Here is a 26,684-nt window from a genome sequence, read left to right on the forward strand (position 1 = left end):
AAAACAACTTCGGATTAACGTAAAAAATTTCGCAAAACCTCAAGGCATAGCGCTTAAGGCATTGGATTCTCTGCATAGCTTTGATGTGCCGCAGATTCAGCGGTCCCGCGTTTGAGATTCACACCCATGTCCAAGAACACCGTTTCCAGCGCGTTCAAACACATCACCACATTTTCAACTCGGCTGGATGTACCCATTAAACCAAAACGCCAGACTTTCCCGGCAAAATCGCCAAGACCGGCGCCGATTTCCAGACTGTAATCGGCGAGCAATCTGTCCCGAACCGCTTTATCATCGACGCCGTCCGGTATATAAACGGAATTCAACTGTGGCAAACGATATTGCTCGTCAACCACATAACGGATGCCCATGGTTGCAAGGCCCGCTTTAAAAGCTTCATGATTGCGCCGATGACGCGCCCACGAACGCTCAAGACCCTCCTCATACAGTATCACCAGGGATTCGTGTAAACCATACAATGAATTGGTCGGTGCTGTGTGATGATACGTACGAGTCGACGATCCCCAGTAACCCAGCAGCAAGCCAATATCCATAAACCAGCTATGCACCTTGGTTTTACGATTCTTAACCAGATTGGTCACGCGTTCGGAAAAGCTGACTGGCGATAAACCTGGCGGACATGAAAGGCACTTCTGACTGCCTGAATAAATAGCGTCAATACCCCATTCATCGACCTTGATAGGTGAACCACCCAGCGACGTTACCGTATCAACAATCGTCAAACAATCATATTTTCGCGCAATTTCACACAGTGTTTGCGCATCTGACAGTACGCCGGTCGATGTTTCGGCATGAACAAACGCCAGAATTTTGGCATCCGTATGTTGCTTGAGCGTATCCTCGACTTTTTGCGGGTCAACGGGCTCACCCCACTTGTCATCGACAACTACCGCAACCCCGCCATGTCGCTCTACATTTTCAATCATACGCGAACCAAATACGCCATTACGGCAAACCACCACTTTATCACCCGGCTCTATCATGTTGACAAAACACATTTCCATTCCCACAGATCCGGGGCCTGAAACTGAAAACGTCATTTTGTTTTTGGTTTGAAAAGCATAACGCAACAGATCCTTGATTTCTTCCATCATATCGGCAAAAACGGGGTCAAGATGACCCAGCGTTGGCCGTGCCATGGCCGATAGAACACGATGGTGCGTATCGGACGGGCCGGGGCCCATTAAAATTCGTTGTGGTGGATAAAATGTAGCAATATTCTTTGCAGAACGAAAATCTTCGGTAGTCATGAACAATCCTAGTATTATTGTAAAGTTAAAATGTTTCTTAGCATCATCAAAGGGCTAATTTTAACAAGTGATTGGAAAGTTTACTATAAACCAGATAGTATTCAGTCAATTTTATTTATCTGTCTTGTATGTACCGTATGCAAATAATGCAACAGTTCATATTGTGCCCAGGCACTTATTGAACCAGAAATACCATGAAATGTCTCAGTATCATGCCAGTCGACAAACCGGTTTTTTACAACATTAGGAAAAGACTCCAAACGCGTTTACGAAGCGGGCATCAGCACACGAAAAGGCGTTTATCGCCCTGCTTCCAGTATACTCCTTCAACAAATCATCATGTTTATTCGTAACACCCGATCTATCATCACAGTGCTGCTTCTTTTAAGCGCGGCGTCGTTGTACTGGTACTCACCTAATGACGATGAACCTGAGGCCAGTTCTTTTCTGACGCGCACACTGGACTATGGCGATATCATCCAGACCATTTCCGCGAACGGCACATTGACACCTGTTGTTCTCGTGAATGTCGGCACGCAGGTTTCAGGTACAGTTGCCAAACTGCACGCCGATTTTAACGACCAGGTCGAGACCGGCCAGATACTTGCGGAACTCGACCCGGCACTGCTGCAGGCACAGTTACAGCAATCCAGGGCCAATCTGCTTAGTGCGCAGACGCAGTACAGTATTGCGCAAAGCAAGCTCAAGCGTCATCGAGAGCTGCATGAACAAGGCTTTATCTCGATTGAAGCACTCGATATCGTCAGGCAGGAACTCGATGCAGCCAATGCACAACTGGCGGTCAGTCAGGCGCAGGTTGAAAGAGACAGCGCCAACCTGAATTACAGTATTATCAAATCACCGATATCCGGTGTCGTGATTGCGCGCGATGTTGATGTCGGACAAACCGTTGCCGCAAATTTTCAGACGCCTGTGCTGTTTCAGATAGCCAAAGACTTACGTGAAATGCAGATAAATATCAGTGTTGCTGAGGCGGATATCGGTTTATTACGCATCGACCAGCCAATCAATTTTACCGTTGACGCCTATCCGGAGAGCACATTCACCGGCAGAGTCAAACAGGTTCGTCTGAACCCGACGATACAGGAAAACGTCGTTACCTATAATGTTGTTGCCATGGTCAATAACATTGACGGTTCGCTTTTACCTGGCATGACTGCCAATATTCACTTTGTTGTCAATCAGAGACAAAATGTATTGCGCGTACCAAATGCTGCGCTACGATATCAACCTAAAGCGTCCGAACCCAGCCCAGACAAGCAGCAGCGACCTGCCGGACAGCCCGGTCAATCCGTGATTTACCGGCTGATTGACGGCCGCCCAGTTGCGACACTTATATCCAGAGGAATTACAGACGGCCATTTCACTGAAATAGTTGCCAGCACCGTTAACGCTGGCGACACTGTAGTCATACGGGAAAAAAGTGATCCGAAGGATTCCCAGACCAAATTTAGATTCAGGATGTTCTGATAGATTCAAATGTCGACAAACCAGCCAGCGCCCTCTCCCACTACGCTAATTCGAATTGCACAACTGCACAAAAGCTACAAACTCATTGATGCCGATGGCAATACAATCGAAAACCCGGTGCTACAAAATATCAATCTGATTATTGAAAAAGGTGAATTTGTCGCTATCATGGGCCATTCTGGATCAGGAAAATCGACTCTGATGAATATACTCGGCTGCCTGGATACACCAACGAGCGGGGATTACTGGCTGGAAAACCAGAATGTCGCCATGCTGTCGAATGACGCACTTGCCCGGCTTCGCAACCGTTATATCGGTTTTGTATTTCAGGGGTTCAACCTGTTAAATCGCATGACAGCGCTTGATAATGTCGCAGTACCGCTATTATATGCCGGAGAAAACCGCGCCAGCAGTCGACAACAGGCTATGGAGCAGCTACGGCGCACCGGACTGGAAAAATTCGCCATGCACCATCCCAATCAATTATCCGGCGGCCAGCAACAACGCGTAGCCATCAGCCGCGCACTGATCAACCAGCCACCATTGATTCTCGCCGATGAACCCACGGGTAACCTTGACACCCAAACCAGCCAGGAGATCATGACCTTATTTGAGCAGCTAAACCGAGAACAGGGCATCACAATTGTTCTGGTAACGCATGAAAATGACATCGCAGCTTACGCCAGAAGGTTGATTCTTATCAAAGACGGAAGCATTGTATATGATGGTGATCAGGCACTTGAGAACGTACCTGACCCGGTTGTATGATTCATTATTATCATTCCTTCCGTTTGTCTGCTTACTATGATGCAATATACCCTGACGTTAACCTCTTTCCGATTGCTGCAGTGATATGAAGCTGATCACCATCATTGGAGAAGCAATGCGTGCTCTGCGCATGAACCGTTTGCGCACCGGGTTAACCATGCTCGGCATGATTATCGGCGTAGCCGCCGTGGTCCTGATGCTGTCTATTGGACAGGGAGCGCAAACAAAAATCAATCAATCCATCGAAACGATGGGCAGCAATTTGTTTATCGTACTGCCGGGTGCAACTTCATCAGGCGGCCTGAGTTTTGGCAGCGGAAGTGTAAAAACATTAACAGTGAATGATGCAATGGCCATTGCGGAACTCCCTGCGGTCAATGCAACGGGGCCGGTCATCAGCGGTACGGCTCAATTAAATTTCAATGCAAAAAACTGGAGTACGTCAATCACAGGAACCACGCCGGATTATTTTATGGTTGGAAACTGGACCATCGAAGACGGCTCGATCTTTTCCGAGACTGATGTACGTTCAGCGGCGCGTGTCGTCGTATTGGGTTCCATCACAGCTGAAAACCTGTTTGGCACGATTAACCCGGTCGGCAAAACAGTCAGGATCACCAATCGACCTTTTCTGGTTGTTGGCGTGCTTGCCGCCAAGGGTCAAAGCTTAAGTGGACGCGATCAGGACGATAACGTCTTTATTCCCATTACGACCAGCGAACGCCAGATAACCGGCAACCAGTTCCCCGGCTCGATACGTTATATGCTGGTTCAGGGAAAATCTGCTGAGACAATGGAAGAAGCAGAAATTGAAATTACACAGCTTCTGAGGCAACGTCACCGTATCTCCGATGGAATGGAAAATGATTTTACAGTACGTAATTTGACCGCCATTGCGGATGTCGCTACCGACACAGCGAAAATTTTGTCTATCGTGCTGGGTGCTATCGCTTCGATTTCATTACTGGTTGGCGGTATTGGCATAATGAATATCATGCTGGTTTCCGTCACCGAACGCACCCGCGAAATCGGCATTCGTATGGCTATCGGGGCCAACAGAAATGCTATTCTAATTCAATTCCTGCTGGAAGCCATTATGATCTGTTTTATGGGCGGTATGATTGGTGTTATTCTGGGGATTGGCAGCGCATGGATAATCAGCCAGCTTATTGATATGCTTGTGGTCATTACTCTAAGCATGGTTTTTCTGGCCTTTCTGTTTTCCTCGGCAGTGGGAATTTTTTTCGGTTTTTATCCGGCCCGAAAAGCCGCGTCACTGAAACCGGTTGATGCTCTGCGGTATGAATAACACGATCAAAATCCATTCAATACCACCGGTTTTCATGATCAGCAATAAAAACCGTTCTATACGACTTTACCGGACAGAAATTATCTGGAAAGATACGGCCTACAGCGTAGGAAAAACCGATGAGCACTAATCCGGGCAATAATAACAATACATCAGCGCAAAACAATAATAACGCAAAAGAGCGTTCCACCTCTGAGCTGCTAGAAACAGTCGTTGTTGTTTATAGAAGCGACACAGTGTCCATTGGCGAGATCAAAAACTCTCTGCACGAACGCGGTTTTGGCATTCTGCTGGCAATCGCAGCTTTACCGCTCTGCCTTCCGGTACCGGTACCTCCCGGTTACACCACTTTTTTTTCAATTCCACTCTTTATTTTCTCAGTCCAGATGATCATCGGCATGCAATCACCCTGGCTGCCGCTATGGATCACGACAAAAAAAATTAAACGCGAAAGTCTGGAGAAACTGATTGTAAAAGCCAATCCATGGCTAAAAAAAATAGAAAAACGGTTGCAGCCACGACTGACTTATATCAGCGTACACACCTGGGAACGAATCATTGGTATTTTTACGTTTGTTTTCGCATTATCAATATCGCTCCCCATACCATTAACCAATTTTCCTCCTGGCTGGGGTATTCTGATAATGTCACTTGGGCTGCTGAGCAAGGACGGCATCACCATACTAATCGGTATGATTATTGGCACCATAGGTGTCGGTATCACCATGATCATTCTCGTTTTACTGTGGATGGGAATGTCGCTACCAACGTTTTATTAATAACTCACTTTGCACCACCGCTTTCCACCAGGCAGGTTTTAAATATCTATTCGCATTTTCCTGTACCGGCTGTTACATAAATTTTTCAATGTTTCCCTGTTTGTGCGAATTCCCACAGATAGTTTCCCGGTCTTTCCTTAGACTGCCTCCGTGTTTGTTGATTTGTACGATTAATTCAAAAAACACTATTCATTTCTAACATTGACTTCAATTCAAAGGAAAACTGATGGAACTTACAAAAAACACCTCTATTGCCTGCACCCTGTCATTATTATTTTACGCAAACGCATGGGCTGTTTCAGATGGCGCCATCGATAGCAGATGGCATCGAACAGGAATCGCAACAAGCCAGAGCACCATGAACACATCGAACGACAGGGTATTAAAAAAGACAACTATTCGCCCAGATACACAGCTGTCATGTACGGTCAGTAACCAAGAAAAAGTCAATACCCGTAACCAGCCCACGTCATATAACAATCAACTTGTTCTGCAGCAAGTTTGTTGAATTAGATATTGGGGTCGTCATGTAATCCAGAATTCTGAATTCTTTCCAACAATGCCTGCAATTCTGGATTACGTGACAGCTCCAAATCGCATCTTCCGGCAACCCCGGAAATATGTATCCACTCTAAGAAAAAGCCACGCCTCGAAATTTTAGTAAAGCATTCCTAATTTTTGTACCAGCCAGCCTTTGTCAGCACCCTTCATATTTTTCCCGACGATCAGATAAATATATTCACTCATTGATTGCGCTTCGGAAGACATGCACGAACTAACGTTGGTAATCTGGATCGAATTCATCAAAAGCTATTGAAGAATTACATGCAAGAGTGAACATGCTTGAATGCAGATCGACATAGTCCTTCAACAACACGCAGTCTCTGCATTCAATTAACATGTTCGAATAATCCATGGTGCTGGTTGATGGCGAACACAAAGTACAGGCCGGTACTACCGACAGAGAAAACAACGACAATTCACACATTGTTCGGAAAAAACTGTGCCGTCTATTTTTTTGGTGAGCAAATATTGTTCAGCAATGTAATCGCAGATATCTGCCTGGGCTGCGCTCGTCCGCGCCTTGCCTGATCATAGACAGCGTTAATCTGTAGCGTGTCTGCATATATGGCAGCTTCCACTGTATATGCGTCAAAACCGAAACTTGCACCGAAATTAATCCAGTCCAGCGGCATTGTAAATTTTGTTCCCCGATCAATTCGTGTCGCGCTAAACCCGGCATATTGGCTGCTTAGCGGTGATTCTTTAAAGGTAATCGCGGTCAACTGACTATCCGGTTCCAGCGCGGCTTCATAAATCCGAACTGCTTCATTCGCCTCTCTATTCAAAGGAATAATCAGTGCATAGGCTTTTTCGTGCTGAATATGAAGCATTACATAATCATTACTTTCCCCGTCTACCCGCTCTCCCTTGGTTTGCACCTGGAATACCAGGTGATTGTCCGATGTAACATCAGAAGTGACACGTAAAATGTCCTGCTCCGGCGGCAGCGATTTATCCATAAAAGAAATGATAACGCGCGGATCAGCCTCCAGCTGCATGGCTACAGCGGGTCCAACCAGCAAACCGAACTGGAAAAACAGCAAGGCGATCCTGGCAATCATAAGAACAACCCCCTGTTTTTCTTAAACAGTGACGCAATGTCAGCTGCGTCTTTGACTGCGTCGAACATCACCTTGATCCTGCCTTCCGGATCAATCAGAAAAGCGGTCGTGCTGTGGTCAACCTGATAGTTTTCCATATTTCCTGCACTTTTCGTATAGAAAGCGACTTCAACACCGAAAGCATTTTTAAATTGCTCCAGTTGCTCACCTTCAAAACGTAAATACGAAATATCAGATCCGAACCGCTCTGTATAGCTCGACAACGCAGCAGCAGAATCACGATCAGGGTCGATTGAAACGAAAGTGCCGTTTAATTGAATATTCTCAGCGGAAGCGGCCTGAATCAGCATATGCAGGTTGCCAAGCGAGGTCGGGCAAATATCCTTGCAGCGGGTAAACCCGAAAACCACCAGTTGCCATTGATCGCTTTCATTGGCGTTCACATGCGCCTGTTTCAGATGCGCGATTGTCTCTGCCTGCAGGGGGACGGGGCGCGGCAGAACGAGTGGCGCCGCCGCAAGACCGGTCTGCATGAAAAGCAGCACCGCAGTTATCACTGCAAACACGCTGCTCTCATGAAAAAACATTTTTTTCAACTTAGCATCTCCTTTTAGATTTAACACAAAGAATCGGTGCAGCGTTTCAAAAACCCACCAGCCAGAGACCAGTTCGTGCATCTGCCGTGAGCAGCCGATGGGTTTTGACGTGCACTATAAACGCCTAGCTTCAGCGAGTTCCGCCTGCTGCAAAAATACCATGCGGCTGCACCAGCCCATCCTCAGGACCCCACTGTTTAACAACCTGGTCTGTCACCGTGTCTATTTTCAACACATAACCAGAAACCCAGCTTGCCACAATCAGATACCGGTTGTCCGGCGTCGGGCTGATGGTGTGCGCAACAGAGTACCCCTGCGGCAGTTCATGCCCCGGTTTCATCCGCTTAATGAAACGCGGATTGTAGCGATCGGTCAAATCCCAGACCGAAATATAACCGTCTTCACCAAACTCATAATCCAGCGAATCTTCCTCAGCCAGATAAAGTTTGCCGTTGACAACCGCCAGATCGGAAGGCGAGCGGAATACACCGCGCCCGTTCACACGTTTCGTGTGGCGTATAATTTTCGTAGCAGTCCCTTCAACGGTGTCCAGCAACCATACACTCGGTGGAATAATCTTTCTGGTAGTGTCCGGTGTCAGCGACGTTTTATCAAACTGCATCGAGGCCGTGACAGCGAAACGCTCGTCCAGCCAGTAGACAAAATGCGTAAAGGCGGCATGTCGTTTCTCATTACCCAGCATGATCTGGCCAACCACTTGCAATTCCCCTGTCTCTCTATTGGGCTTGTATACATCGATCATACTATTATCGAAGAAATAGCCTGTGCCCAGACCGACTGTGCCTGACCGATTGAAGTTAATGCCATGCGTTTGCTCCGTATAACCCGGTATTGCTATCGGGTCGACACTGGCCAGCTGGTTCGTCTTCAGATCGACGACCCGCACTCTGTCCGAGGTAAATTCGGTCATATACATGAAATCCGAATAAGGCAGCAGCGTATTACCGTGAATCTGCGTTCCTCTGCCGATCAGCCAGTTAGGTACATTCTGGACATCATTGACCGGTTCGACGAAAGGCAGCTCGGCCGGTGTATTCGGGCTGTCCGCCACCATCAACGATTCCAGATTCAATGACACCGTTCCTGCATTCCAGTCAATGTCGAGCACTTTTAATGCAATCACATAAGACGGGTGGTTTTCCGTGTTGTCAGACGTGATATAAATCATATCGCCCTCCGGCAATACCGCGGTATGCTGCAGCGGTATATCACCCGGCCAGCCGTTAATACTTGTCAGCGGATCAATGATAATCAGTTTGTCGTTTTCATAATTAAACAGGTAAATCACACGGGTGTGGTAATCGATCGCGGTAACCACAGGCTGTAAATGTTCATTGTAAACAGCCTGATTGTGATTTCCTGAATAGTTATTACTGCGAAAATGCACTTCATTATCACCGTCGAACTCAGTTTCTTGGGCGCTGAGTGTGCTGGCTGAGAATGCCAGCATACATGCTGCTGTTAGCGAGGCCATATGGCCAGGCTTTATTTTTGAAATCATTAAAATCCCTCCAAGATTGACATAAAACTCCTAATCCATTGCGAATAAGTGACTCAATGGATTAGGAAAACTGAACCGAAAGTTGTGTTTGAAACATCCTTCGGTTTTAAAACCCAGAGTTGAACCGGAAAACCCGTTCAATTCCGGGGGCAAAAATTAACGTAAAACGCCCGGCATCATAATTCGAAACAGGCGTCATTCCCTGTGAGTTTTCCCACATTACCCCGGTCAATTTATCGTTTATGGACAATCAATCCGGGTTGTGAGAATCCCCACATCTTTCGCGGTCCGGTTGCTTTATCGTTCGACTCCGTTTTCATCAAAATGAAACGATTCGGCTTTATCTTCCCACTTGCGCAGACTTGGAAGGATTGTAGAAGTCCTTTGTTACAGGCTTATAAAGCTTTGTTTTCAAATTTATTAAACATTTCATACAAAATAAGGATTATGATGAGTAAGCATTTGATTGCTATGATATTAGCCGGTCTTGTCACATTAATTGCCACAGCATCCGCTTTCGGATCTAAATTTTCTGTTGTTGGCAGGATCCAGTCTGAATACAGTCATATCAATATCGAGGGATATTCCAGTCAGTCCACGGTAAACGACCCAACGTTTTTTTCCTCATGGGGGTTCCGTGTGTTTGAAGACCTGGGCGGGGGTTTTCAGGCAATGGCGATGATCGATTTCGGCTTCAATACCAACGGCGCAACCCAGGGCAGCCGGGAAATTTTCGTCGGCATCAATAACGACAAAATCGGCACATTAAAAATCGGACGCACGCATTCGCCGTTCGCGGATTTTGCCGGTGGCTGGACCATTGATCCATTTGTCTATACAACCTTGCAGGCTGCCGGCAGTGGCGGCACCATGATCGCCAGCGCCAACGGCCTCGGCGCCGGTGCATATTCTGCGGTCAATAGTGTTGTCCGGTTTACCTCCACCGAATTTCACGGTTTTTCTTTCGCTGTCCTGTTGATGCCCGGAGATGCTGAAAAACTGGAAGCCCATCTCGGCGGCGCGCTCGGCGGCGACGGCTTTAATATCGGCGAGACCGGTGGCGAGGACGGCGAATGGGACGTTCAGGTAGCCGCGAAATATAATTTAGATTTTCAGGCGCATAAATTCCAGGTCTTCGGCGGATATTCAAGGGACAATGTCAGTACGTTCCAGAAACGAGTGACCACTGCCAACCTGAAAACCGAGGAAGTCGGCCGTATCGGCGGTGTCTGGTCATATAATGATTTTCAACTGCAGGGTCAGTATGAGTCCGTCAGTGATGCGATAGGTGCAGCAACCTGTTCGGACGCTGCCGCGCTCGGTTCAATCAAAGAAATAAAAACCCGGCAGTGTAATTCTGCTATGAATCCCGGCGGCGATGGCGATGTCTGGTATGTAGGCGGTCAATACAAACTTGGTAACGCTACCCTGGTCGCACAGGGCGGAATGACCCATGCCAAACGTACGGCTTTTGCGAACAAGCGCGATGCCAAAAGCTTTACCGTTGGCGCACTGTATCATCTGAGCAAGCGGACGAATCTTTTCGGCGGCTATCAACGCGTTAATGTCATCGACAGGAATACGACAGTGGACCGTGACCGCAACACCTGGACAGTCGGCTTACGCCACCTGTTTTAACCCCACACAATCAAACCCTTCTCAGGCCGTAAAGCAGGTATTCAAGCCAAATCCCAGAATTGGCGAAAACAAGCGGCCCAACCACTCAAAGCGGATTCCGGATGGCCCGGAATCCGGTAACAGCGCGATACATAGAATAAAATTCAGGTAAACACTCCAACCGCCGATCAATACATCACGCTATTTGCAATTGCCGCCCGTCTTAACGCAGTCACGTCATACCGTGGATCGGGCGCTGACAGGCAATCTGTCGTACTGCGCGGAATAGCAGAGCCGTTGAATATCGGAAAAAAACAGCCTTCCATGAAAACGGGTGTTTCCGGAAGGCTCTAGATACAAATCAAAAACTGCTAAAACCAGGGTGGCTTTACACAGTTTTTTTGCGAGTAGCGTGATAAATGAAAAATTGTTAGAACTGAACGAACAGTCGAAAAGTATTGACTCATCAACAGCTGTCGCGACTATTCATCAAGCATGAGTCTATTTGGCCTCGAGCTTCTTATTATAACGCTGGACGATACTGTCACCGGTAGATAAGGGTGACAATTCCTTACGTAATTTTAATAATTTTTCATTGATCCGCTTACCGAGCGAACTGGTTGCAATGCCCACAGCATGTTCCCGCAAACTTTTTTTCAGTGCAGTTTCATTTTTTGCATATAACGGACCACTTATCATTGCAATGGCCAGTGCAAAGATTACCAATCCCCCTGAGATATTTCTGTACTTCATGTTTGACACCTCGTAGTCATTAAAAATTTACCATAAAACAACAATGCTGCAGGAACATACGATACGCCGCATTTATGTACAGAAAATTACAGATTATTTAATTTTTGATGAAATTTCGTGTAATGGCATGCATTGATTTGCCATATTTCATAAGACTGCATTTATACGCTCACCACCGGCCCTGGTTTTTGTTGCACACACTCTGATTTCAGGAAAATACTCAATAAGCATTTGATAAATAATTCATAAAATACGTCTTAATCTCCAGCCTTTTGTGCTCACCTCATCATACTGTCGAAAAATTTTACACTGCATTTTTGGCACAGGTGCGACAAATTGTCGCACCTGTGCCTGTGAAAGTTGCTTAGCTTTCAACAAATTGAAACCATTTTGAAACATTTCAAACCTGATAATAACCATATGATAATTAATGCTTTTAGTGCTCAAATTGTGTCGAAATATTTTACTTAATGTCATTATGGTTTTTTGTTTCGAGATACAATCCGCACCTCAAATTTTTATCTCATAATAATCAACGGGTTAAATATCTAATAAATTTCTGGCACAAAAAATGCTTGGAAAAACATTGACGTAATTTTCACTGAAATTACGTTTCTGAATTTAGCACCAATCTAGATAAATCATTAACGGAGGGGAATTAAATGATACGTAAAGTAATGCATACATTACGGCCGAAACATTCGCACTTGGCGTCTACGGCAACAGTGTCTGCTCGACGAGGCGCGCAAAAACAGACCAGTTTTGTTTTTTATATACTGACCGCGCTCGCGTTAATATTGTGCATCCAGACTGCATTCGCTGCCAGCGCAGGAAAAACACACATAATCGAACTGTGGGCCGAGAAAATACCGGCCGGCGTTGAAGGCGGAAACGATCTGTTTGCTTACCGTATGGCCCGGCACATCATTAAAAAGGGCAACAAGGAAACCGATGTGACATCCAGGTATGTATCGGAGCCGACGATACCGGGACCAACCCTGGTCATCGACGAAGGTGATGAAGTCGTACTCACGTTGAAACACGTATTCGACCCGGGCAATTCGGCCACACTTGAACAGGTCAGCGTCCATGTACATGGCGTGCATTACGATATTCACAGTGACGGCACCCTCGAATACATTAATCTGGTTGCAGACGAAAGCGCCACGCCCACGATGAGTTATACGTATCACTGGGTTGCCGCACCCGGCACAGCAGGTACATGGCCCTACCACGATCACAATATGATCACGCTCAATGGTGCCGAGGACAGAGGGTTGTATGGCGCTGTCATTGTCAATGGGCGCACCAGTATGCAGGCCCTGAACAAGACCGGAAAGCTAAAAAATGTGCCTGTTTCCAGTATCAAAAAGGAATATGTCCTGTTTATCGGTGATGACGCGTTCTGGGGAACCGAAATCGATAACAAGACAGGCCAGCAGACGCCACTCTGGCATAACCCGACGCTCTCGGCCCATCAGGGCAACAATGTCCGCTTTCATCTGATTGCGCTTGGTTCCAATTCACACAATTTCAAAATGAACCATTACGGATGGATCGATCCCGGTACAAATCTGATTATTACTGAAAAAGTGATTGGCCCATTAGAGAAGCATGTTTTTGCTGTCCAGGCAGCATGGGATTCACAGTATAAGGATGACACCTTTCCCGGTAACTCACTGGGTATGCAGGGCAACTTTAACGTTAATCCCTAATTGAAACGTAATTCTCAATCAAAGGACAGAAGAATGAAATTTATTATCTTTGGATCGAATAAAAAAACAGTGGCGGCAACGGTTGCGTTCATAACCGCATTGTTCTTTTCAAGTATCGCGCTGGCAGCCACGCATACAATCAGCCTTTCAGCGGAGACGCTGCCAAACGGCCAGCTTGGCTATAAAATGATCAGCCACGTCGGGTCAAATCAAAATTACCCGGCAGAAACAGCCATACCCGGCCCGACTCTCTTTGTCCAGCAGGGTGATACAGTCAACATTTCACTGACGAACAACACCAGCGTTCCCGTTGGCATCAATATTCCCGGCATTCTGGAAAACGCGGCCGAGGCTGCCGCTGGCGGCGGTTCACAGAATTACTCCTTTACTGCCAGCAAAACCGGCACATATCCGTATCATGACGACGGGTCCGGATTGCTGGGCCTGTTTGGTGCTCTAGTCGTCAACGCCGCCGACGGTTCCGTACAAAGCTATATTGACGGTGACGGCACCATCACCCCGACCGACATCGCCGATCTGGACAAGGAATACATCATGTTCATGGTTGGTTCCACGTTCTGGGGCGCTGAAATTGTCAACGGTACGCAGACCCCTCTGTGGACCAACCCGGTACTTGGTGCCAATCTGGATGAAATCGTGCGCTTTCATGTGCTGTCATTAGAACACGACCATACATTCCATTTGCACGCACACCGCTGGCTAGACGAGGTCGACCCGATCAACCAGGGCCGCACACCGCATATCATTGACGTCAAAATACTGGCCGGCAAGGCGGACAGCCACGCCTTCACGCTTAAAGCAGGTAGCGGTGTCGGCGCGGGCATGTGGCACTTGCACTGTCATGTGGTATCGCACATGGAATCCAACATGGCCGCACGATTCCGTGTGGACGAGCACGGTGCTGCATCCGGTGTCAGTGTTGCGGGCGCGTCACCGTATGGTGCGATACTTCTGAGTCCCAACCAGAGCGACCCTGGTCTGGTCACCTTTGAAATTTCGGACGAGCCCGGCAGCTGGTTCAGAAGTGCGCGCAGCGACGCGATCATCGACCCCGCCGGCCCGATCGGTGCACTCAATATCAAAACGCGTTCACTTGAAGTAATGGCCCCAGGCAGCAGTGCGCATTTCATTATGTCGGACACCAACGCGGTGCACACCATTACAACCCTGATCTGGCCAAGTGATGCCGACACAGATAACAAGCATGACATTCCGTTTGACCAGACCAAGGCCTACCGCGGCGGCGGCATTGTACAACTCAATACACCGGGTCTGTATGTATTCACCTGTAAAATCCATCCTTATATGTTTGGCGCCGTGATCGTAGACGATCCCAGCACGGACGGGCTGGATTTGGGCGAAGCAATTGATCTGGTGGTTGGTATCCATGATTTGCCGACTACCAGCGATCTCGCTACGCGCTTGCTGAGAACATTTTTTGTCGCCACTACCCAGAGAAACTGGCAGGATTACACATCTGCCGCACCATGGCATGCGGAATACCCGAACGTTGACGTACGCTTGAGTGGTGGAGCGGTGTTGAATCTGAAGGCTGTACTCGAAAGCCGGTATGGTCAGGACATTGCCCTGAGTCCGTTGTCCAATCCTGCTACGCCAGGAGTCGGCGAGGTATGGATTAATACGCAGTTTGAAAAAACGGCCAGCAAAACCAAACCCGGAACCATCACCGTACTCGACACGTCGGACTGGACGATCAAACGCAAGATTGCATTGCCGTCAATCAACATGAATCATCCACATAATATGTGGATTGATCGCAATCAATCGACCGTTTTCCAGACACAATGGTTCGACAACAAGCTGACATTCATCAATCAGTCCAACGGCCAACTGATCGACAATATTCGGATTGGCGATTCACCGTCCCATGTCATGACGATGCCGGACAGTGATGATATTACCGTGGCCATTAATGGCGAAAACAGGGTGGTCACCATTCCGGCAGGCACGACGACGCCGGTATCCAGCATCCCTACGCAAATGCCTGGACAGGTGCCAGCAAACCCGCATGGTCACTGGATTACACCGGAAGGTAAAATCGTTACACCAAATATCAATACATCGGATACCGGTTTTTATGACGGCAATTCCGGGCAGATCATGGCACGTCCGGCCGCTGGTGGTAATTTCCCGCACGGGCCACACCCAATCGCGATTGGCGTCGGCAATGACAGAATTTACGCCGCCAACCTGCTGGACCACTCATTGAATGTTTATGACTTTGACGGTAACCCGGTTCCGGTAGCTGCAAACGGCGGCAAACCATACATCAATCTGATTGCTGCCTATAATCCCGTAACGGGCGAAGGTGCAGCAAATTCCGGCATCTTACCGATCCAGACCCCTGTTGATCCGACCGGCCGCGTGGTGGTAACGGCAAATACGGGCGGCACAATCACCGTTGTCGACACCAGCTCTGATACAGTCGTGGCCATATTACCTTGCGACCCTGGCTGTCATGGCGTCAATTTCGGCGCCAAAGCCGGAGGAGGTTATTACGCTTACGTCAGCAGCAAATTTTCCAACCGACTGATTGTGGTTGATCCTGACCCTAATGGCGACGGCAATTTCTCTGATGCTATTGTTGCCGGCACAATCTCCATGGCAGATAGCACTGCGGCTACAGATGATGCTGTGGTCAGCCTGGCAGGCATGGGCGGTCAGGGCGTACTGGCAATCCCTAATGTGTATAACGGCTGGGTACAACATCTGCCATCCGGATGGCAGACTGGTTTGACTGATGCGCAGAAAAACGCTGTTCCCTAAACCGGTCAGCTATAACTTGCATCACTAGAAACCAAGCTGGTATTTCTAAAAAAACCGTGCACCATTTTTTGGTGCACGGTTTTTTATTTCGTCAGCATATCCGGATTTAAAGCGACATTCAGGCATACTTTTGCCGATTTTCCGCAACCGCCTATTATTCTTTTTTCAATCAACGAATGATGCAGACGTTGACCTGATGCTCGGTCTTATTCGGGTCTTATTCGTAACGCAAAAACTCCTCGGCCAGTGCATCACCACCGTGCCGATTGATTAACGCATCAATTTCTGCAAGGAGCGCATCATCTTCGTCTTCATCCAGCACACCATCTCCAACGAGCCTTGCCGGCAACCCCATTGCGATAGCCTCTCTGACCGCTTCCAGTGTCGGCGGGGTATCCTGATCCCTGCTGTTAATGACCGCATCAATGACTCTTGACATGGGTTCGCTGGCGCTGTTTTGCACGAAATCACTCGCCAGCGCCGTTTCGCCAAATTCTTCAATCAATGCGTCCAGCTCGTCAAGCAGCGAATCATTAATATCAAAGTGATGAATATGTTCCGTCTCGGTAAACGCCGCCGACAGCATATCGGTCAGATAATCTCGTATAACTGCGAGCGTGACATACTCCTCGGGATCTGCGGTATTCAAACGTGTTTCAATCAACGCGGAGAGATTGGAACTCACACGCGTTGACACATCTATTGGATTACGAATCATGATTTTTTCCTTAATAAAAGTTAGACAAACCGGACAAAAATCAAGTGACTTATGCAGTCGTCACCCTGGCAAACTTGCGCTTGCCGACTTGTATAACTATTGTCTCACTTCGCTGTATTTCTCTCGATTTATCTTCGATCTTTTCTCCATCGACTTTGACAGCACCCTGATCGATCATGCGCATTGCTTCACTTGTGCTTGCTGATAGTCCCGCCTGTTTCATAAGAGACGTCAACCGGATGGTTTTACCATCGACCTGAACAGTCTTTTCAGGTATTTCGTCTGGAAGCGCACCGCGCTTGAACCGCATTTCAAAATCAACGAGTGCTGACTCTGCTGCGTTCCGACTGTGAAAGCGCGTAACGATTTCCTGCGCAAATATTACCTTGATATCTCTTGGATTCCGTCCTGTATCGACCTCCTGTTGCCAGGCATGTATGGTTTCGATAGGCTCGGATGACAATAATTCAATATAACGCCACATTAATTGATCTGAAACCGACATCAATTTGCCAAAAATTTCTGTCGGACTTTCTGTAATCCCGACATAGTTATTCAGTGATTTGGACATCTTATTGACACCATCCAGGCCTTCCAGTAGAGGCATGGTGAGAATGCACTGCTGCGGCAGGCCAAAATGCTTTTGCAGTTCTCGCCCTACCAGCAGATTAAATTTCTGATCCGTTCCTCCCAACTCCAGGTCTGCTTTCAATGCAACAGAATCGTATCCCTGTACCAATGGATACAAAAATTCGTGAATCGCAATAGACTGATTATTGCGGTAACGTTTCTCGAAATCATCGCGTTCCAGCATACGCGCAACGGTGTATGTCGAAGCTAACCGGATCAGGTCCGCTGCATCAAACCCATCCATCCAGGATGAGTTAAACACAATTTCAGTCTGTTCAGGATGCAGAATTTTAAATACCTGGTCCGTGTAAGACCTTGCGTTATCGGCTACTTGTTCACGTGTCAGCGGTGGTCGCGTCGTGTTTTTACCGCTAGGGTCGCCTATCATGCCGGTAAAATCACCGATTAGGAACAAAACATGATGCCCAAGTTCCTGTAATTGCCGCATTTTGTTCAACAGCACCGCATGACCAAGGTGTAAATCCGGAGCGGTTGGATCGAACCCTGCTTTAACCCGCAACGGCTTGCCGGCTTTCAATTTACTCTCGAGTTCCTTTTCTATGAGCAGCTCATGGCTGCCGTACTTTATTATTTCTATTTGCTGATTGACTGTATTATCCACAACTAAATTTTTAACAAGTAGTTCCAATCGAAATTAATTTCCGTCTCGATATTCAATTTTACTATCTGAGTAGTGTACTTAGGTACAATGTTTTTGATTTATCGTGTTAGAATTAACGGTATTTGCGACATGACATGAATTGAATCAATATAAAAGAGAAGGGGGACTGTCCTGTATGCGATTTATGCCAATACGCAGCAATTCAAGCATTTTAGCTCAAAAATCATCGAGACTAACCAAAAAAACACTCCGTTGGCTCATAGTATTATCAACCATACCATTATTTGGATTTGTTACCGCTTTCGGCATTGCGCCGAATTCGCCTGCTCTTCATGAAGTCGAGATTAAGGAAGTCGTACGCGACCTTTACCTGCCCGACGTATTACCCGAACTGGAAGCCATCTCAGATCAGTCATTCTGGCGACAGGAAACCATTCGTCGCGGTGATACCATTGCCGCGATACTGGATCGTCTTGAAGTCAATCAGCATGACAAGCTGAATTTCCTTAAGGCGGCCCGTGACAGCCGTGCCATGCGGCAGCTACAGCCCGGAAAAATCATCCACGCACAAACAACTGCGGACGGTAATCTGCTGACATTGCGCTATTTCTTTGGCAATGAAGAACTGTTCCTGATGGAAAAAACGGAACATGTGTTCAATATGTCCGAACAGAAAATTGAACTTGAATCACAAATTCAGATGAAATCGGGCACCGTCAACAGTTCACTTTTTGCTGCAACCGACAAAGCCGGCATACCCAACAACATTGCCACCCAAATGATCGACATTCTGGCATCCGAGATCGATTTTCACCGTGATCTGCGGCAAGGCGATCGTTTCACTGTCGTCTATGAAACATTAATCGACAGTAGCGGCGGTGCCAGCAAATCGGGAAAGGTCATTGCAGTTGAATTCACCAATCAACGCAAAACTTACCAGGCGATATATTTTCAATCATCCAATGGTGACTTTGGCTATTACACGCCCGAAGGGGAAAGCCTGCGCAAAGCATTTTTGAAAGCACCACTCGAATTCTCACGCATCAGCTCCGGTTTCAGTAAAGCACGCTTTCACCCCGTACTCAAGAAATGGCGTGCGCACAAGGGAATTGATTATGCTGCTCCGACTGGCACACCTGTAAAATCAACCGCTAATGGCAAAGTCACATTTGCAGGGACACAAAGAGGTTACGGCAAACTCATCATAATTAAACATGATGATCAATACGAAACCGCTTATGGGCATTTATCGGGTTTTGCCAAAGGCCTCAAAAATGGCTCGCGTGTCAGCCAGGGCGATGTTATTGGTTACGTCGGCATGACAGGAATGGCAACAGGTCCGCATCTGCATTATGAATTGCGCGTCAACGGTGTACAGCGTGATCCGTCAAAAATAGCGCTACCGACAGCAACGCCAATTGCGAAAAAAGATTTACCAGCGTTCCAGAAGGAAGCCACGGCGCTGCTTTCCCGTCTGGATATCATGCGCAATCTGCATCTTGCATCGAATAATAATTAACTGTTTGCTACGCTGATACCGATCATACCCAGCCAGAAACAGGCTGCAAACCGGGCATTAAATGATTGGTCATAGTGTATTGAGTTCGAACATGGCATCGCAAAGGAACTGCAAAATGTCTGTTACTGACTTTGCGTAACGTCTTTTGAGTTAATCTTCTTGGAATCCACTTATTACATCGGCATCATGTCCGGCACCAGCCTGGATGGTGTCGATGCCGTATTAGTCGATTTCAGATCGGACAGGATTTCACTTGCAAAAACCTTTTTTCTGCCTTACGACGATTCACTCAAATCAAAATTACTCGCTCTGAATCATACCGACTATGACGAGCTCAATACATCGGCAATGGTCAGCAACCGCCTGGCCCACGTATATGCAGCTGCAGTCAAAGGTCTCTTGAAAGACAGCGCAGTATCGCCACAGGAAATAACCGCGATCGGATGCCATGGACAGACAATTCGTCATTGTCCGGAAATCGAGAAAAAATACACTATACAGCTTGTCAACGCCGCACTACTCGCTGAATTGACCTGTATTTCCGTTGTTTCCGATTTCAGAAGCCGCGATCTTGCCGCCGGAGGTCAGGGCGCACCACTGGTACCTGCCTTTCACCGCGCCGCATTCATGAGTTCGAGCCACCGCCGCGTCATTGTCAACATCGGCGGCATCGCCAATTTAACTTATCTAGATCCATGTGGTGAAGTCAGCGGATTTGACTGTGGTCCCGGTAATATACTTTTGGACGCCTGGTGCCAACGACACACCGGCAAAAATTTTGATAATAATGGCGACTGGGCAGCAACCGGCAGCGTCATTCCGACACTACTTGATAAATTACTTTCAATCGATTTTTTTTCTTTACCTCCTCCCAAAAGTACGGGAAGAGATTTGTTTAATTACAAATGGCTGGAAAGCCACTTACGAGATGAACTTCCTGAGGATGTGCAGGCAACATTAATACAGTTATCGACCGTATCCATTTCACAGGCCATCCAGACGTATTATCCAAACTCCAACGAAATCTACTTGTGCGGCGGTGGTGCACGCAACCTGCATTTGGTTCATCATTTGAAGAAATTACTCTCCGGTATAAAAGTTTCTTTGACCGATGAACTCGGAATACCTGTAGATTGGGTTGAGGCCAGCGCCTTTGCCTGGCTTGCCCGTCAAACAATTTTAAGAATTCCGGGAAATATCCCCGCTGTCACCGGCGCATTGGGTAAACGGATACTGGGTGCAGTATACCCCGCGTAACAGACGAAACTGAATTACTGATGATCTTAAACCGTGAATGAAGAACCACATCCGCAAGTACTGGAAGCTCCTGGGTTCTTGATGACGAACTGGGCACCTTTTATATTTTCCTGGTAATCAATCTCAGCCCCGATCAGATACTGGAAACTCATGGAATCAACTAACAATTGCACGCCGTTTTTTTCCATGACCATGTCATCTTCATTGACCGTTTCGTCAAATGTAAATCCATACTGAAATCCCGAGCAGCCACCACCACTGACAAAGACTCTTAATTTAAGCGCTTCATTACCTTCCTCTGTTATTAGCTGCTTGACTTTGTTTGCCGCGTTCTCGGTAAACAGAATCGGTGTATTTTCGGTATTGGACATACCTGCTTCAGTTATCATTTTTTTAACAAACCAGTTGTTTTGTTGAACAAACCGTTGAGAATACAACGCCTTTTCATTACCGCTGTTTTCATTCGGGTGCAGCCGGTATTAATGAGACCAATTTCTCGGACTGAAGTTTATCCTGATGAATCATTTTCCCATCAACAGAGGCGCCCAGCTTGACTTCAATTGAACCGTAATACACATCGCCATGAATTTGTGCATTTTCTTGCAGTTCCAGATATTTGGAAGCATGAATAGGCCCCTTCACCGTACCATTAATGATCACATTGGCGACCTGTATCTTCCCTTCAATATAACCCGCGTTACTGAGTATTAATGTGTGCTGGTCACCATCTTCAGCGATGATATTACCATTGATATTCCCATCGACACGCAACCCGCCGCTAAAACAGACATCACCGGTAATACGAGTTTGAGCGCCAATCAATGTGTCTATATGGCTGTGAAGTTTGGCTTTCTTTTTTTTCCCAAACATGATCTTCTCCTTTACTACGAAGGTTCTGCAGTTTGTGTCAATTTGACCTGCGAATCCCCCTGTTCAAAAACCTGTACTTTCATGCTTTCTACAATTGCGTCGGGCGGTATTTTGAACGATTCTTCAATTCTATGATAAAACTTAAAACTGATAGCGAAGTTTTTTTCTGCTTTTTTATTAGTCAACAGCACAGTTTTTCGTTGGTCATTCTGCTGGAGATTCACAAAAAATTTCAGGCTTCCATTAAAATCTTTTGGCCGCTGCCCACCTTGCACCATGGAAACAGAATATCGGTATACGCCTGGCTGAGCATCTTTCTTCAGATTGAATTGATGTATTGAAACACCATTATCAATCTTTGTGTTACCCGTCATTACATGCTCGAAAAAATCAAGTTCTTCCTTCAATCTGTTGTTTTCTTTACTTAATGAACGTGTCTGCCTGGCAAGATCCTCATTGGTTCTCTGAACAATCTGAAACTGCCTTGTCAATTCGGCCAGTTGTGTACATAGCTCCGTCCGTTTCTTTTGCAAACAGGTCGCCACATGATAAGGCTCACTCAATGTTGCCAATGATGCAGCATCCACTGCCCCTGCTGTCCTTTTTCCTGCCTCATACATACCCCAGGAAAGCATTGCCAGCAGCAAGCTGATCAAAAAGACAACCAACAAACGGGTCTTCCAGGAAACATATGAGCGTATGATTACTCGTTCAGGCAACAATTCAGATTTTTTTTTGAACAATTTATTCCCCTTCGGCACCTGATAGCCAATCAGACAATCGGCTAAGGTATCAAAGGAATCTGACTGATACCAAGCGTTTCAGGAAAGCCAAACATAATATTCATATTCTGCACAGCCTGTCCCGCAGCGCCCTTTACCAGATTATCAGTAACCGATAGAATTACAACGGTATCACTATTTTGCGGTCTATGCACAGCAATTCGACAAATATTCGAACCACGAACTGTACGCGTCTCGGGGTGTTTTCCTGCTGGCAATACATCTACAAATGCTTCTGTTGCAAAACGCTCCTCATAAATTGCCTGCAAATCGATATTGCGCTTTTTAGTCAACCGGGCATACAGAGTAGCATGAATGCCCCGTATCATTGGCACCAGATGCGGTACAAATGTAAGCCCGACTGGTTTGCCGGCAATTTTGGTCAATCCTTGCCTGATTTCGGGATGATGTCTGTGGCCCGGTACTCCATATGCTTTGAAATTATCTGAAGCCTCTGCCATCAATGTATGTACTTCTGCTTTTCTACCCGCACCGGACACACCTGATTTTACGTCGGCAATCAAATGATTTGCATCAACAATACCCATCTCAATAACGGGCAAAAACCCCAACTGCACCGCTGTAGGATAGCAACCAGGATTGGCAACCAGACACGCACTTTTAATTTCTGCACGATTCATTTCCGGCAAACCGTAAACAGCACGCGCCACCAGTTCGGGGCATGCATGTTGCATGCCGTACCATTTCTCCCATTCTGCAGTATCTTTTATGCGAAAATCAGCAGCCAGATCAATTATTTTCACACCCGCCTCTAACAATGCTTGAGCTTGTTGCATGGCGATCCCGTTGGGCGTTGCGAAGAAGACCAGGTCACATTGATCAAGTGCAGACGCTGATGGATCGCTGAATTTCAGATCAATACGCCCCCTTAAACTGGCGAACAATTCCGCCACATCCATACCCGATTCATTGCGCGATGTAATGGTTGTAATTTTAACTTCAGGATGTTGTATCAGAATACGCAGCAACTCTACGCCTGTATAACCTGTCCCACCTACAATACCAACTTTAATCATATGATTTCATGATACAAAATTTATATTATCCAGCACATATATGATTGAAAACAAAAAAGCCGCCATAAAACGGCGGCTTTGTGCATTCAAATGAAGCAAAATCTCAGCGTTTGGAAAATTGCTTGCGCCGCCTCGCTTTACGCAAACCAACCTTTTTTCTCTCAACTTCACGTGCATCACGCGTAACCAGTCCGGCCTTGCTCAATATCGGTTTCAGCTCAGCGTCATAGTCAATTAATGCGCGGGTGATACCATGCCTCACTGCCCCAGCTTGCCCTGATTCACCGCCACCACGTATATTCACCATGATATCAAATGTTGTCAGATGTTCTGTAAGCTCCAGCGGCTGTTTAACAACCATTTGACCCGTTTCCCGCGAAAAATATTCATCGACAGGTTTGTTGTTTACAATAATCGAACCTGTGCCCGGTTTTATATAAACCCGCGCTACGGCGCTTTTACGTCGGCCGGTTCCGTAATTAAACTGTGTTGTCATATTTAATTATGCCCTGATTTCAAGGGGTTGAGGTTGTTGCGCCGCATGCGGATGTGCATCGCCTGCATACAGTTTGAGCTTTTTAATCATGGCATATCCCAATGGACCCTTGGGTAGCATGCCCTTGACTGCTTTCTCGAGCGGTCTACCGGGAAAACGGGTGTGCATCTTCCTGAAGTTTGTTTCATATAATCCACCCGGATAACCTGTATGCCTGTAATATTTTTTATCATCCGCTTTATTACCGGTTATACGTAATTTATCGACATTTATGACGACTATATAATCGCCTGTATCAACATGAGGCGTATAAATGGCCTTATGCTTGCCACGCAAGCGGTGCGCTATTGCAGAAGCAAGGCGACCCAATACTTTATCAGTAGCATCGATAACATACCAGTCATGTTTTACTTCGTGTGCTTTGGCTGAGAATGTTTTCACGAAAAAATCTATCCTGCAAATTCTAAAAGAGGCGGTGATTTTATTCGACACAACCCCAAAAGTCAATCAAAACAACTTTTGGAAAACGCGAAGTTTAAATAAATTTTTAAACAATCAAAGTTATAATTATTGGGATTAATCAAATATATTAAGACTAAAGACCATGCAATGATTAAGCGGTTTTTTCAGCGTAGTTGCGAGTTGCGGCATGTTCCGCCTACTGCAAAGACTATTGCAGCCGGCAACTACTAAAATTCAATGCCATCAACATAAATCACATTCAAAAAAACAAGCGCTTTATTTTTTATGAAAAATCCATCCTCAAAAGAATCGACAGCTTCCAATTTTATTCGCAGTATCATTAATGAAGACAATAGAACCGGTAAATGGCAAGGTAGAGTAGAGACCCGATTTCCGCCAGAGCCAAACGGTTATCTGCATATCGGACACGCAAAGAGTATTTGTCTGAACTTTGGTATTGCCAAAGAATTTAATGGCGTCTGTCATTTGCGCTTTGATGATACCAATCCGGAAAAAGAGGCACAGGAATTCGTCGATGCTATCTGCGACAATGTACGCTGGCTGGGTTTTGACTGGGGCGAGCATCTGCACTTTTCTTCAGATTATTTTGATCAGTTATATGCATTTGCAGAGTATTTGATTGCAGCGGGCAAAGCTTATATCGACAGTCAATCTGCCGACGAAATACGTGAAAGACGCGGCACGCTAACCACCCCGGGGGTGCATAGCCCTTTCCGTGATCGTTCTGTGATGGAGAACATGGATTTATTTCGTCGCATGAAAGCAGGTGAGTTCGCAGAGGGCACCCATGTATTGCGCGCCAAAATCGATATGTCATCACCGAATATCAATATGCGCGATCCGGTTATTTACCGTATCCGCTATGCACATCATCAGCGTACCGGAGACAAATGGTGCATTTATCCCATGTATGATTACACGCATTGTATTTCCGATGCGATTGAAAATATAACACACTCATTGTGCACGCTCGAATTTGAGGATCACCGCCCCCTTTATGACTGGGTGCTGGATCAACTACAAGAACATTTACCCTGTCATCCGCAACAAATTGAATTCGCACGCCTCAATCTAACCTACACTGTGATGAGCAAACGAAAACTCATTGAGCTGGTTGAACAAAAACTTGTCGACGGCTGGGATGATCCGCGTCTTAGCACATTAGCTGGCGTGCGTCGTCGGGGTTATACGCCACTATCAATTCAGAAATTTGCCGAACGCATCGGCGTAAGCAAGGCAGATTCCTGGATCGATATGGGCGTACTGGAAGATTGTCTGCGTGAAGACCTGAATGAACATGCGCCACGCCGTATTGCAATCCTGAAACCCTTGAAACTGATAATCGACAATTATCCAGAAAATCAGGAAGAAGATTGCTTTGCGCCCAATCATCCACAAAAACCCGAATGGGGAAAACGAACTATACCGTTTGCCAAAGTCGTGTATATAGAACAGGATGATTTTATGGAAGAACCCGTTAAAGGTTTTTTTCGGCTCAAACCCGACGGGGAAGTTCGTCTTCGCTATGCTTACATCATAAAATTCGAGCGCATTGAAAAAAATGCACAAGGAGAAATCGCGGCAATCCACTGCACTTACGATCCCGAGACCAAAAGCGGTACAGATGGCGCTACGAAGCGTAAAGTAAAGGGAAATATACACTGGCTGGCCGCCAATCACGCCAAGACCGTGGAAATCCGACTTTTTGACCGTTTGTTCAACGATCCCTATCCTGACAGCGGCGACAAGGACTACAAAAACGCCCTTAACCCGTATTCAAAAATGACTATCCATGCTCTTGTAGAGTCGGCGATATTGGAAGCAGAGCCGGAACAGTGTTTTCAGTTCGAGCGCAATGGTTACTTTATCGCAGACTGTATCGACAGCCGTCCCGGCAAACCTGTATTCAACAGGTCGGTCACATTACGGGACTCCTGGGGAAAAACTGCGGGCACATGAATGGCAGTCTTTGCGCACCGTTTACAATAATCTTTTTCTTTTGAGCATGACATGCTT

Annotated in this window: 24 protein-coding genes; 11 read left to right on the forward strand and 13 right to left on the reverse strand. The window is 46.6% G+C overall.

The window, feature by feature from the left end:
• Nucleotides 1-53: 53 nt before the first annotated feature.
• Complete coding sequence (locus BMX44_RS09600; protein WP_090632015.1) at nt 54-1,271, reverse strand: pyridoxal-phosphate-dependent aminotransferase family protein; 1,218 nt, start codon at nt 1,269-1,271, stop codon at nt 54-56.
• A gap of 339 nt (nt 1,272-1,610) precedes the next feature.
• On the opposite strand from BMX44_RS09600, the gene BMX44_RS09605 reads away from it, so the two are divergent.
• The 5 genes from BMX44_RS09605 to BMX44_RS09625 all read left to right on the forward strand — a co-directional run bounded on the left by BMX44_RS09605 (nt 1,611) and on the right by BMX44_RS09625 (nt 6,126).
• The gene (locus BMX44_RS09605) at nt 1,611-2,762 is read left to right on the forward strand and encodes an efflux RND transporter periplasmic adaptor subunit (protein WP_090632019.1); all 1,152 of its coding nucleotides are present in this window, start codon (nt 1,611-1,613) and stop codon (nt 2,760-2,762) included.
• 9 nt (nt 2,763-2,771) lie between these two features.
• On the forward strand, nt 2,772-3,530 hold the full coding sequence (locus BMX44_RS09610) for an ABC transporter ATP-binding protein (protein WP_090632023.1): 759 nt from the start codon (nt 2,772-2,774) through the stop codon (nt 3,528-3,530).
• Nucleotides 3,531-3,615: 85 nt separating this feature from the next.
• Nucleotides 3,616-4,839 (forward strand): ABC transporter permease, encoded by a 1,224-nt coding sequence (locus BMX44_RS09615; RefSeq protein ID WP_090632027.1) that lies wholly within the window; start codon nt 3,616-3,618, stop codon nt 4,837-4,839.
• Nucleotides 4,840-4,958: 119 nt separating this feature from the next.
• Complete coding sequence (locus BMX44_RS09620; protein WP_090632031.1) at nt 4,959-5,618, forward strand: exopolysaccharide biosynthesis protein; 660 nt, start codon at nt 4,959-4,961, stop codon at nt 5,616-5,618.
• Nucleotides 5,619-5,844: 226 nt separating this feature from the next.
• Complete coding sequence (locus tag BMX44_RS09625; protein ID WP_090632037.1) at nt 5,845-6,126, forward strand: hypothetical protein; 282 nt, start codon at nt 5,845-5,847, stop codon at nt 6,124-6,126.
• 502 nt (nt 6,127-6,628) lie between these two features.
• Here BMX44_RS09625 and BMX44_RS09630 read toward each other — a convergent pair.
• The 3 genes from BMX44_RS09630 to BMX44_RS09640 form a co-directional block, all read right to left on the reverse strand.
• Entirely contained in the window at nt 6,629-7,243 is a 615-nt protein-coding gene (locus tag BMX44_RS09630; RefSeq protein WP_090632040.1) for a hypothetical protein, read from the reverse strand.
• Nucleotides 7,240-7,830, reverse strand: a complete 591-nt coding sequence (locus BMX44_RS09635; RefSeq protein WP_090632227.1) for an SCO family protein — start codon at nt 7,828-7,830, stop codon at nt 7,240-7,242. Before BMX44_RS09635 ends, BMX44_RS09630 begins: the two co-directional genes overlap by 4 nt.
• 139 nt (nt 7,831-7,969) lie before the next feature.
• Nucleotides 7,970-9,361: a YncE family protein gene (locus BMX44_RS09640; protein ID WP_245738893.1), complete on the reverse strand. Its 1,392-nt coding sequence runs from the start codon at nt 9,359-9,361 to the stop codon at nt 7,970-7,972.
• A 450-nt stretch (nt 9,362-9,811) separates the two neighbouring features.
• Here BMX44_RS09640 and BMX44_RS09645 point away from each other — a divergent pair, with 450 nt between their 5' ends.
• Entirely contained in the window at nt 9,812-10,999 is a 1,188-nt protein-coding gene (locus tag BMX44_RS09645; RefSeq protein WP_090632045.1) for a porin, read from the forward strand.
• 480 nt (nt 11,000-11,479) lie between these two features.
• Here the strand turns inward: BMX44_RS09645 and BMX44_RS09650 are convergent, their stop codons facing one another.
• The gene (locus tag BMX44_RS09650; RefSeq protein WP_143056917.1) at nt 11,480-11,731 is read right to left on the reverse strand and encodes a hypothetical protein; all 252 of its coding nucleotides are present in this window, start codon (nt 11,729-11,731) and stop codon (nt 11,480-11,482) included.
• A gap of 662 nt (nt 11,732-12,393) precedes the next feature.
• On the opposite strand from BMX44_RS09650, the gene BMX44_RS09655 reads away from it, so the two are divergent.
• Complete coding sequence (locus BMX44_RS09655; RefSeq protein ID WP_090632054.1) at nt 12,394-13,446, forward strand: multicopper oxidase domain-containing protein; 1,053 nt, start codon at nt 12,394-12,396, stop codon at nt 13,444-13,446.
• A gap of 33 nt (nt 13,447-13,479) precedes the next feature.
• Nucleotides 13,480-16,254, forward strand: coding sequence for a multicopper oxidase domain-containing protein (locus tag BMX44_RS09660; protein ID WP_090632058.1), 2,775 nt, complete (start codon nt 13,480-13,482; stop codon nt 16,252-16,254).
• Between the two features lie 217 nt (nt 16,255-16,471).
• Here the strand turns inward: BMX44_RS09660 and BMX44_RS09665 are convergent, their stop codons facing one another.
• The gene (locus BMX44_RS09665; RefSeq protein WP_090632063.1) at nt 16,472-16,972 is read right to left on the reverse strand and encodes a hypothetical protein; all 501 of its coding nucleotides are present in this window, start codon (nt 16,970-16,972) and stop codon (nt 16,472-16,474) included.
• Nucleotides 16,973-17,021: 49 nt separating this feature from the next.
• Nucleotides 17,022-18,224, reverse strand: a complete 1,203-nt coding sequence (gene tyrS / locus BMX44_RS09670) for a tyrosine--tRNA ligase (RefSeq protein WP_090632230.1) — start codon at nt 18,222-18,224, stop codon at nt 17,022-17,024.
• Nucleotides 18,225-18,399: 175 nt separating this feature from the next.
• Here tyrS and BMX44_RS09675 point away from each other — a divergent pair, with 175 nt between their 5' ends.
• Nucleotides 18,400-19,743: a M23 family metallopeptidase gene (locus tag BMX44_RS09675; protein ID WP_090632067.1), complete on the forward strand. Its 1,344-nt coding sequence runs from the start codon at nt 18,400-18,402 to the stop codon at nt 19,741-19,743.
• A 159-nt stretch (nt 19,744-19,902) separates the two neighbouring features.
• Nucleotides 19,903-21,000 carry an anhydro-N-acetylmuramic acid kinase gene (locus BMX44_RS09680; RefSeq protein ID WP_090632071.1) on the forward strand — a complete coding sequence of 366 codons (1,098 nt, stop codon included), beginning with the start codon at nt 19,903-19,905 and terminating at the stop codon, nt 20,998-21,000.
• Between the two features lie 26 nt (nt 21,001-21,026).
• On the opposite strand, the gene erpA is transcribed toward BMX44_RS09680, so the two are convergent.
• The 6 genes from erpA to rplM form a co-directional block, all read right to left on the reverse strand.
• Nucleotides 21,027-21,389, reverse strand: coding sequence for an iron-sulfur cluster insertion protein ErpA (erpA, locus tag BMX44_RS09685; RefSeq protein WP_425433715.1), 363 nt, complete (start codon nt 21,387-21,389; stop codon nt 21,027-21,029).
• 70 nt (nt 21,390-21,459) lie between these two features.
• Nucleotides 21,460-21,870 (reverse strand): bactofilin family protein, encoded by a 411-nt coding sequence (locus tag BMX44_RS09690; RefSeq protein WP_090632076.1) that lies wholly within the window; start codon nt 21,868-21,870, stop codon nt 21,460-21,462.
• 14 nt (nt 21,871-21,884) lie between these two features.
• Entirely contained in the window at nt 21,885-22,613 is a 729-nt protein-coding gene (locus tag BMX44_RS09695) for a DUF6776 family protein (RefSeq protein ID WP_090632081.1), read from the reverse strand.
• 41 nt (nt 22,614-22,654) lie between these two features.
• Nucleotides 22,655-23,689, reverse strand: a complete 1,035-nt coding sequence (gene argC, locus BMX44_RS09700) for an N-acetyl-gamma-glutamyl-phosphate reductase (RefSeq protein ID WP_090632087.1) — start codon at nt 23,687-23,689, stop codon at nt 22,655-22,657.
• 103 nt (nt 23,690-23,792) lie between these two features.
• Nucleotides 23,793-24,185 carry a 30S ribosomal protein S9 gene (gene rpsI, locus BMX44_RS09705; RefSeq protein WP_090632090.1) on the reverse strand — a complete coding sequence of 131 codons (393 nt, stop codon included), beginning with the start codon at nt 24,183-24,185 and terminating at the stop codon, nt 23,793-23,795.
• 6 nt (nt 24,186-24,191) lie between these two features.
• The gene (rplM, locus tag BMX44_RS09710; protein WP_090632094.1) at nt 24,192-24,626 is read right to left on the reverse strand and encodes a 50S ribosomal protein L13; all 435 of its coding nucleotides are present in this window, start codon (nt 24,624-24,626) and stop codon (nt 24,192-24,194) included.
• Nucleotides 24,627-24,932: 306 nt separating this feature from the next.
• Here rplM and BMX44_RS09715 point away from each other — a divergent pair, with 306 nt between their 5' ends.
• Nucleotides 24,933-26,627, forward strand: a complete 1,695-nt coding sequence (locus tag BMX44_RS09715; RefSeq protein ID WP_090632098.1) for a glutamine--tRNA ligase/YqeY domain fusion protein — start codon at nt 24,933-24,935, stop codon at nt 26,625-26,627.
• Nucleotides 26,628-26,684: the final 57 nt, after the last annotated feature.

It is taken from the genome of Nitrosomonas marina, assembly GCF_900110145.1.
In the GTDB taxonomy this organism is placed as follows: domain Bacteria; phylum Pseudomonadota; class Gammaproteobacteria; order Burkholderiales; family Nitrosomonadaceae; genus Nitrosomonas; species Nitrosomonas marina.

Bases quoted from the DNA above. Each gene is read 5' to 3' on its own strand.
- BMX44_RS09600 (WP_090632015.1), bottom strand. From the start codon at position 1,271: ATGACTACCGAAGATTTTCGTTCTGCAAAGAATATTGCTACATTTTAT.
- BMX44_RS09605 (WP_090632019.1), top strand. From the start codon at position 1,611: ATGTTTATTCGTAACACCCGATCTATCATCACAGTGCTGCTTCTTTTA.
- BMX44_RS09610 (WP_090632023.1), top strand. From the start codon at position 2,772: ATGTCGACAAACCAGCCAGCGCCCTCTCCCACTACGCTAATTCGAATT.
- BMX44_RS09615 (WP_090632027.1), top strand. From the start codon at position 3,616: ATGAAGCTGATCACCATCATTGGAGAAGCAATGCGTGCTCTGCGCATG.
- BMX44_RS09620 (WP_090632031.1), top strand. From the start codon at position 4,959: ATGAGCACTAATCCGGGCAATAATAACAATACATCAGCGCAAAACAAT.
- BMX44_RS09625 (WP_090632037.1), top strand. From the start codon at position 5,845: ATGGAACTTACAAAAAACACCTCTATTGCCTGCACCCTGTCATTATTA.
- BMX44_RS09630 (WP_090632040.1), bottom strand. From the start codon at position 7,243: ATGATTGCCAGGATCGCCTTGCTGTTTTTCCAGTTCGGTTTGCTGGTT.
- BMX44_RS09635 (WP_090632227.1), bottom strand. From the start codon at position 7,830: ATGTTTTTTCATGAGAGCAGCGTGTTTGCAGTGATAACTGCGGTGCTG.
- BMX44_RS09640 (WP_245738893.1), bottom strand. From the start codon at position 9,361: ATGATTTCAAAAATAAAGCCTGGCCATATGGCCTCGCTAACAGCAGCA.
- BMX44_RS09645 (WP_090632045.1), top strand. From the start codon at position 9,812: ATGAGTAAGCATTTGATTGCTATGATATTAGCCGGTCTTGTCACATTA.
- BMX44_RS09650 (WP_143056917.1), bottom strand. From the start codon at position 11,731: ATGAAGTACAGAAATATCTCAGGGGGATTGGTAATCTTTGCACTGGCC.
- BMX44_RS09655 (WP_090632054.1), top strand. From the start codon at position 12,394: ATGATACGTAAAGTAATGCATACATTACGGCCGAAACATTCGCACTTG.
- BMX44_RS09660 (WP_090632058.1), top strand. From the start codon at position 13,480: ATGAAATTTATTATCTTTGGATCGAATAAAAAAACAGTGGCGGCAACG.
- BMX44_RS09665 (WP_090632063.1), bottom strand. From the start codon at position 16,972: ATGATTCGTAATCCAATAGATGTGTCAACGCGTGTGAGTTCCAATCTC.
- BMX44_RS09675 (WP_090632067.1), top strand. From the start codon at position 18,400: ATGCGATTTATGCCAATACGCAGCAATTCAAGCATTTTAGCTCAAAAA.
- erpA (WP_425433715.1), bottom strand. From the start codon at position 21,389: ATGATAACTGAAGCAGGTATGTCCAATACCGAAAATACACCGATTCTG.
- BMX44_RS09690 (WP_090632076.1), bottom strand. From the start codon at position 21,870: ATGTTTGGGAAAAAAAAGAAAGCCAAACTTCACAGCCATATAGACACA.
- argC (WP_090632087.1), bottom strand. From the start codon at position 23,689: ATGATTAAAGTTGGTATTGTAGGTGGGACAGGTTATACAGGCGTAGAG.
- rpsI (WP_090632090.1), bottom strand. From the start codon at position 24,185: ATGACAACACAGTTTAATTACGGAACCGGCCGACGTAAAAGCGCCGTA.
- BMX44_RS09715 (WP_090632098.1), top strand. From the start codon at position 24,933: ATGAAAAATCCATCCTCAAAAGAATCGACAGCTTCCAATTTTATTCGC.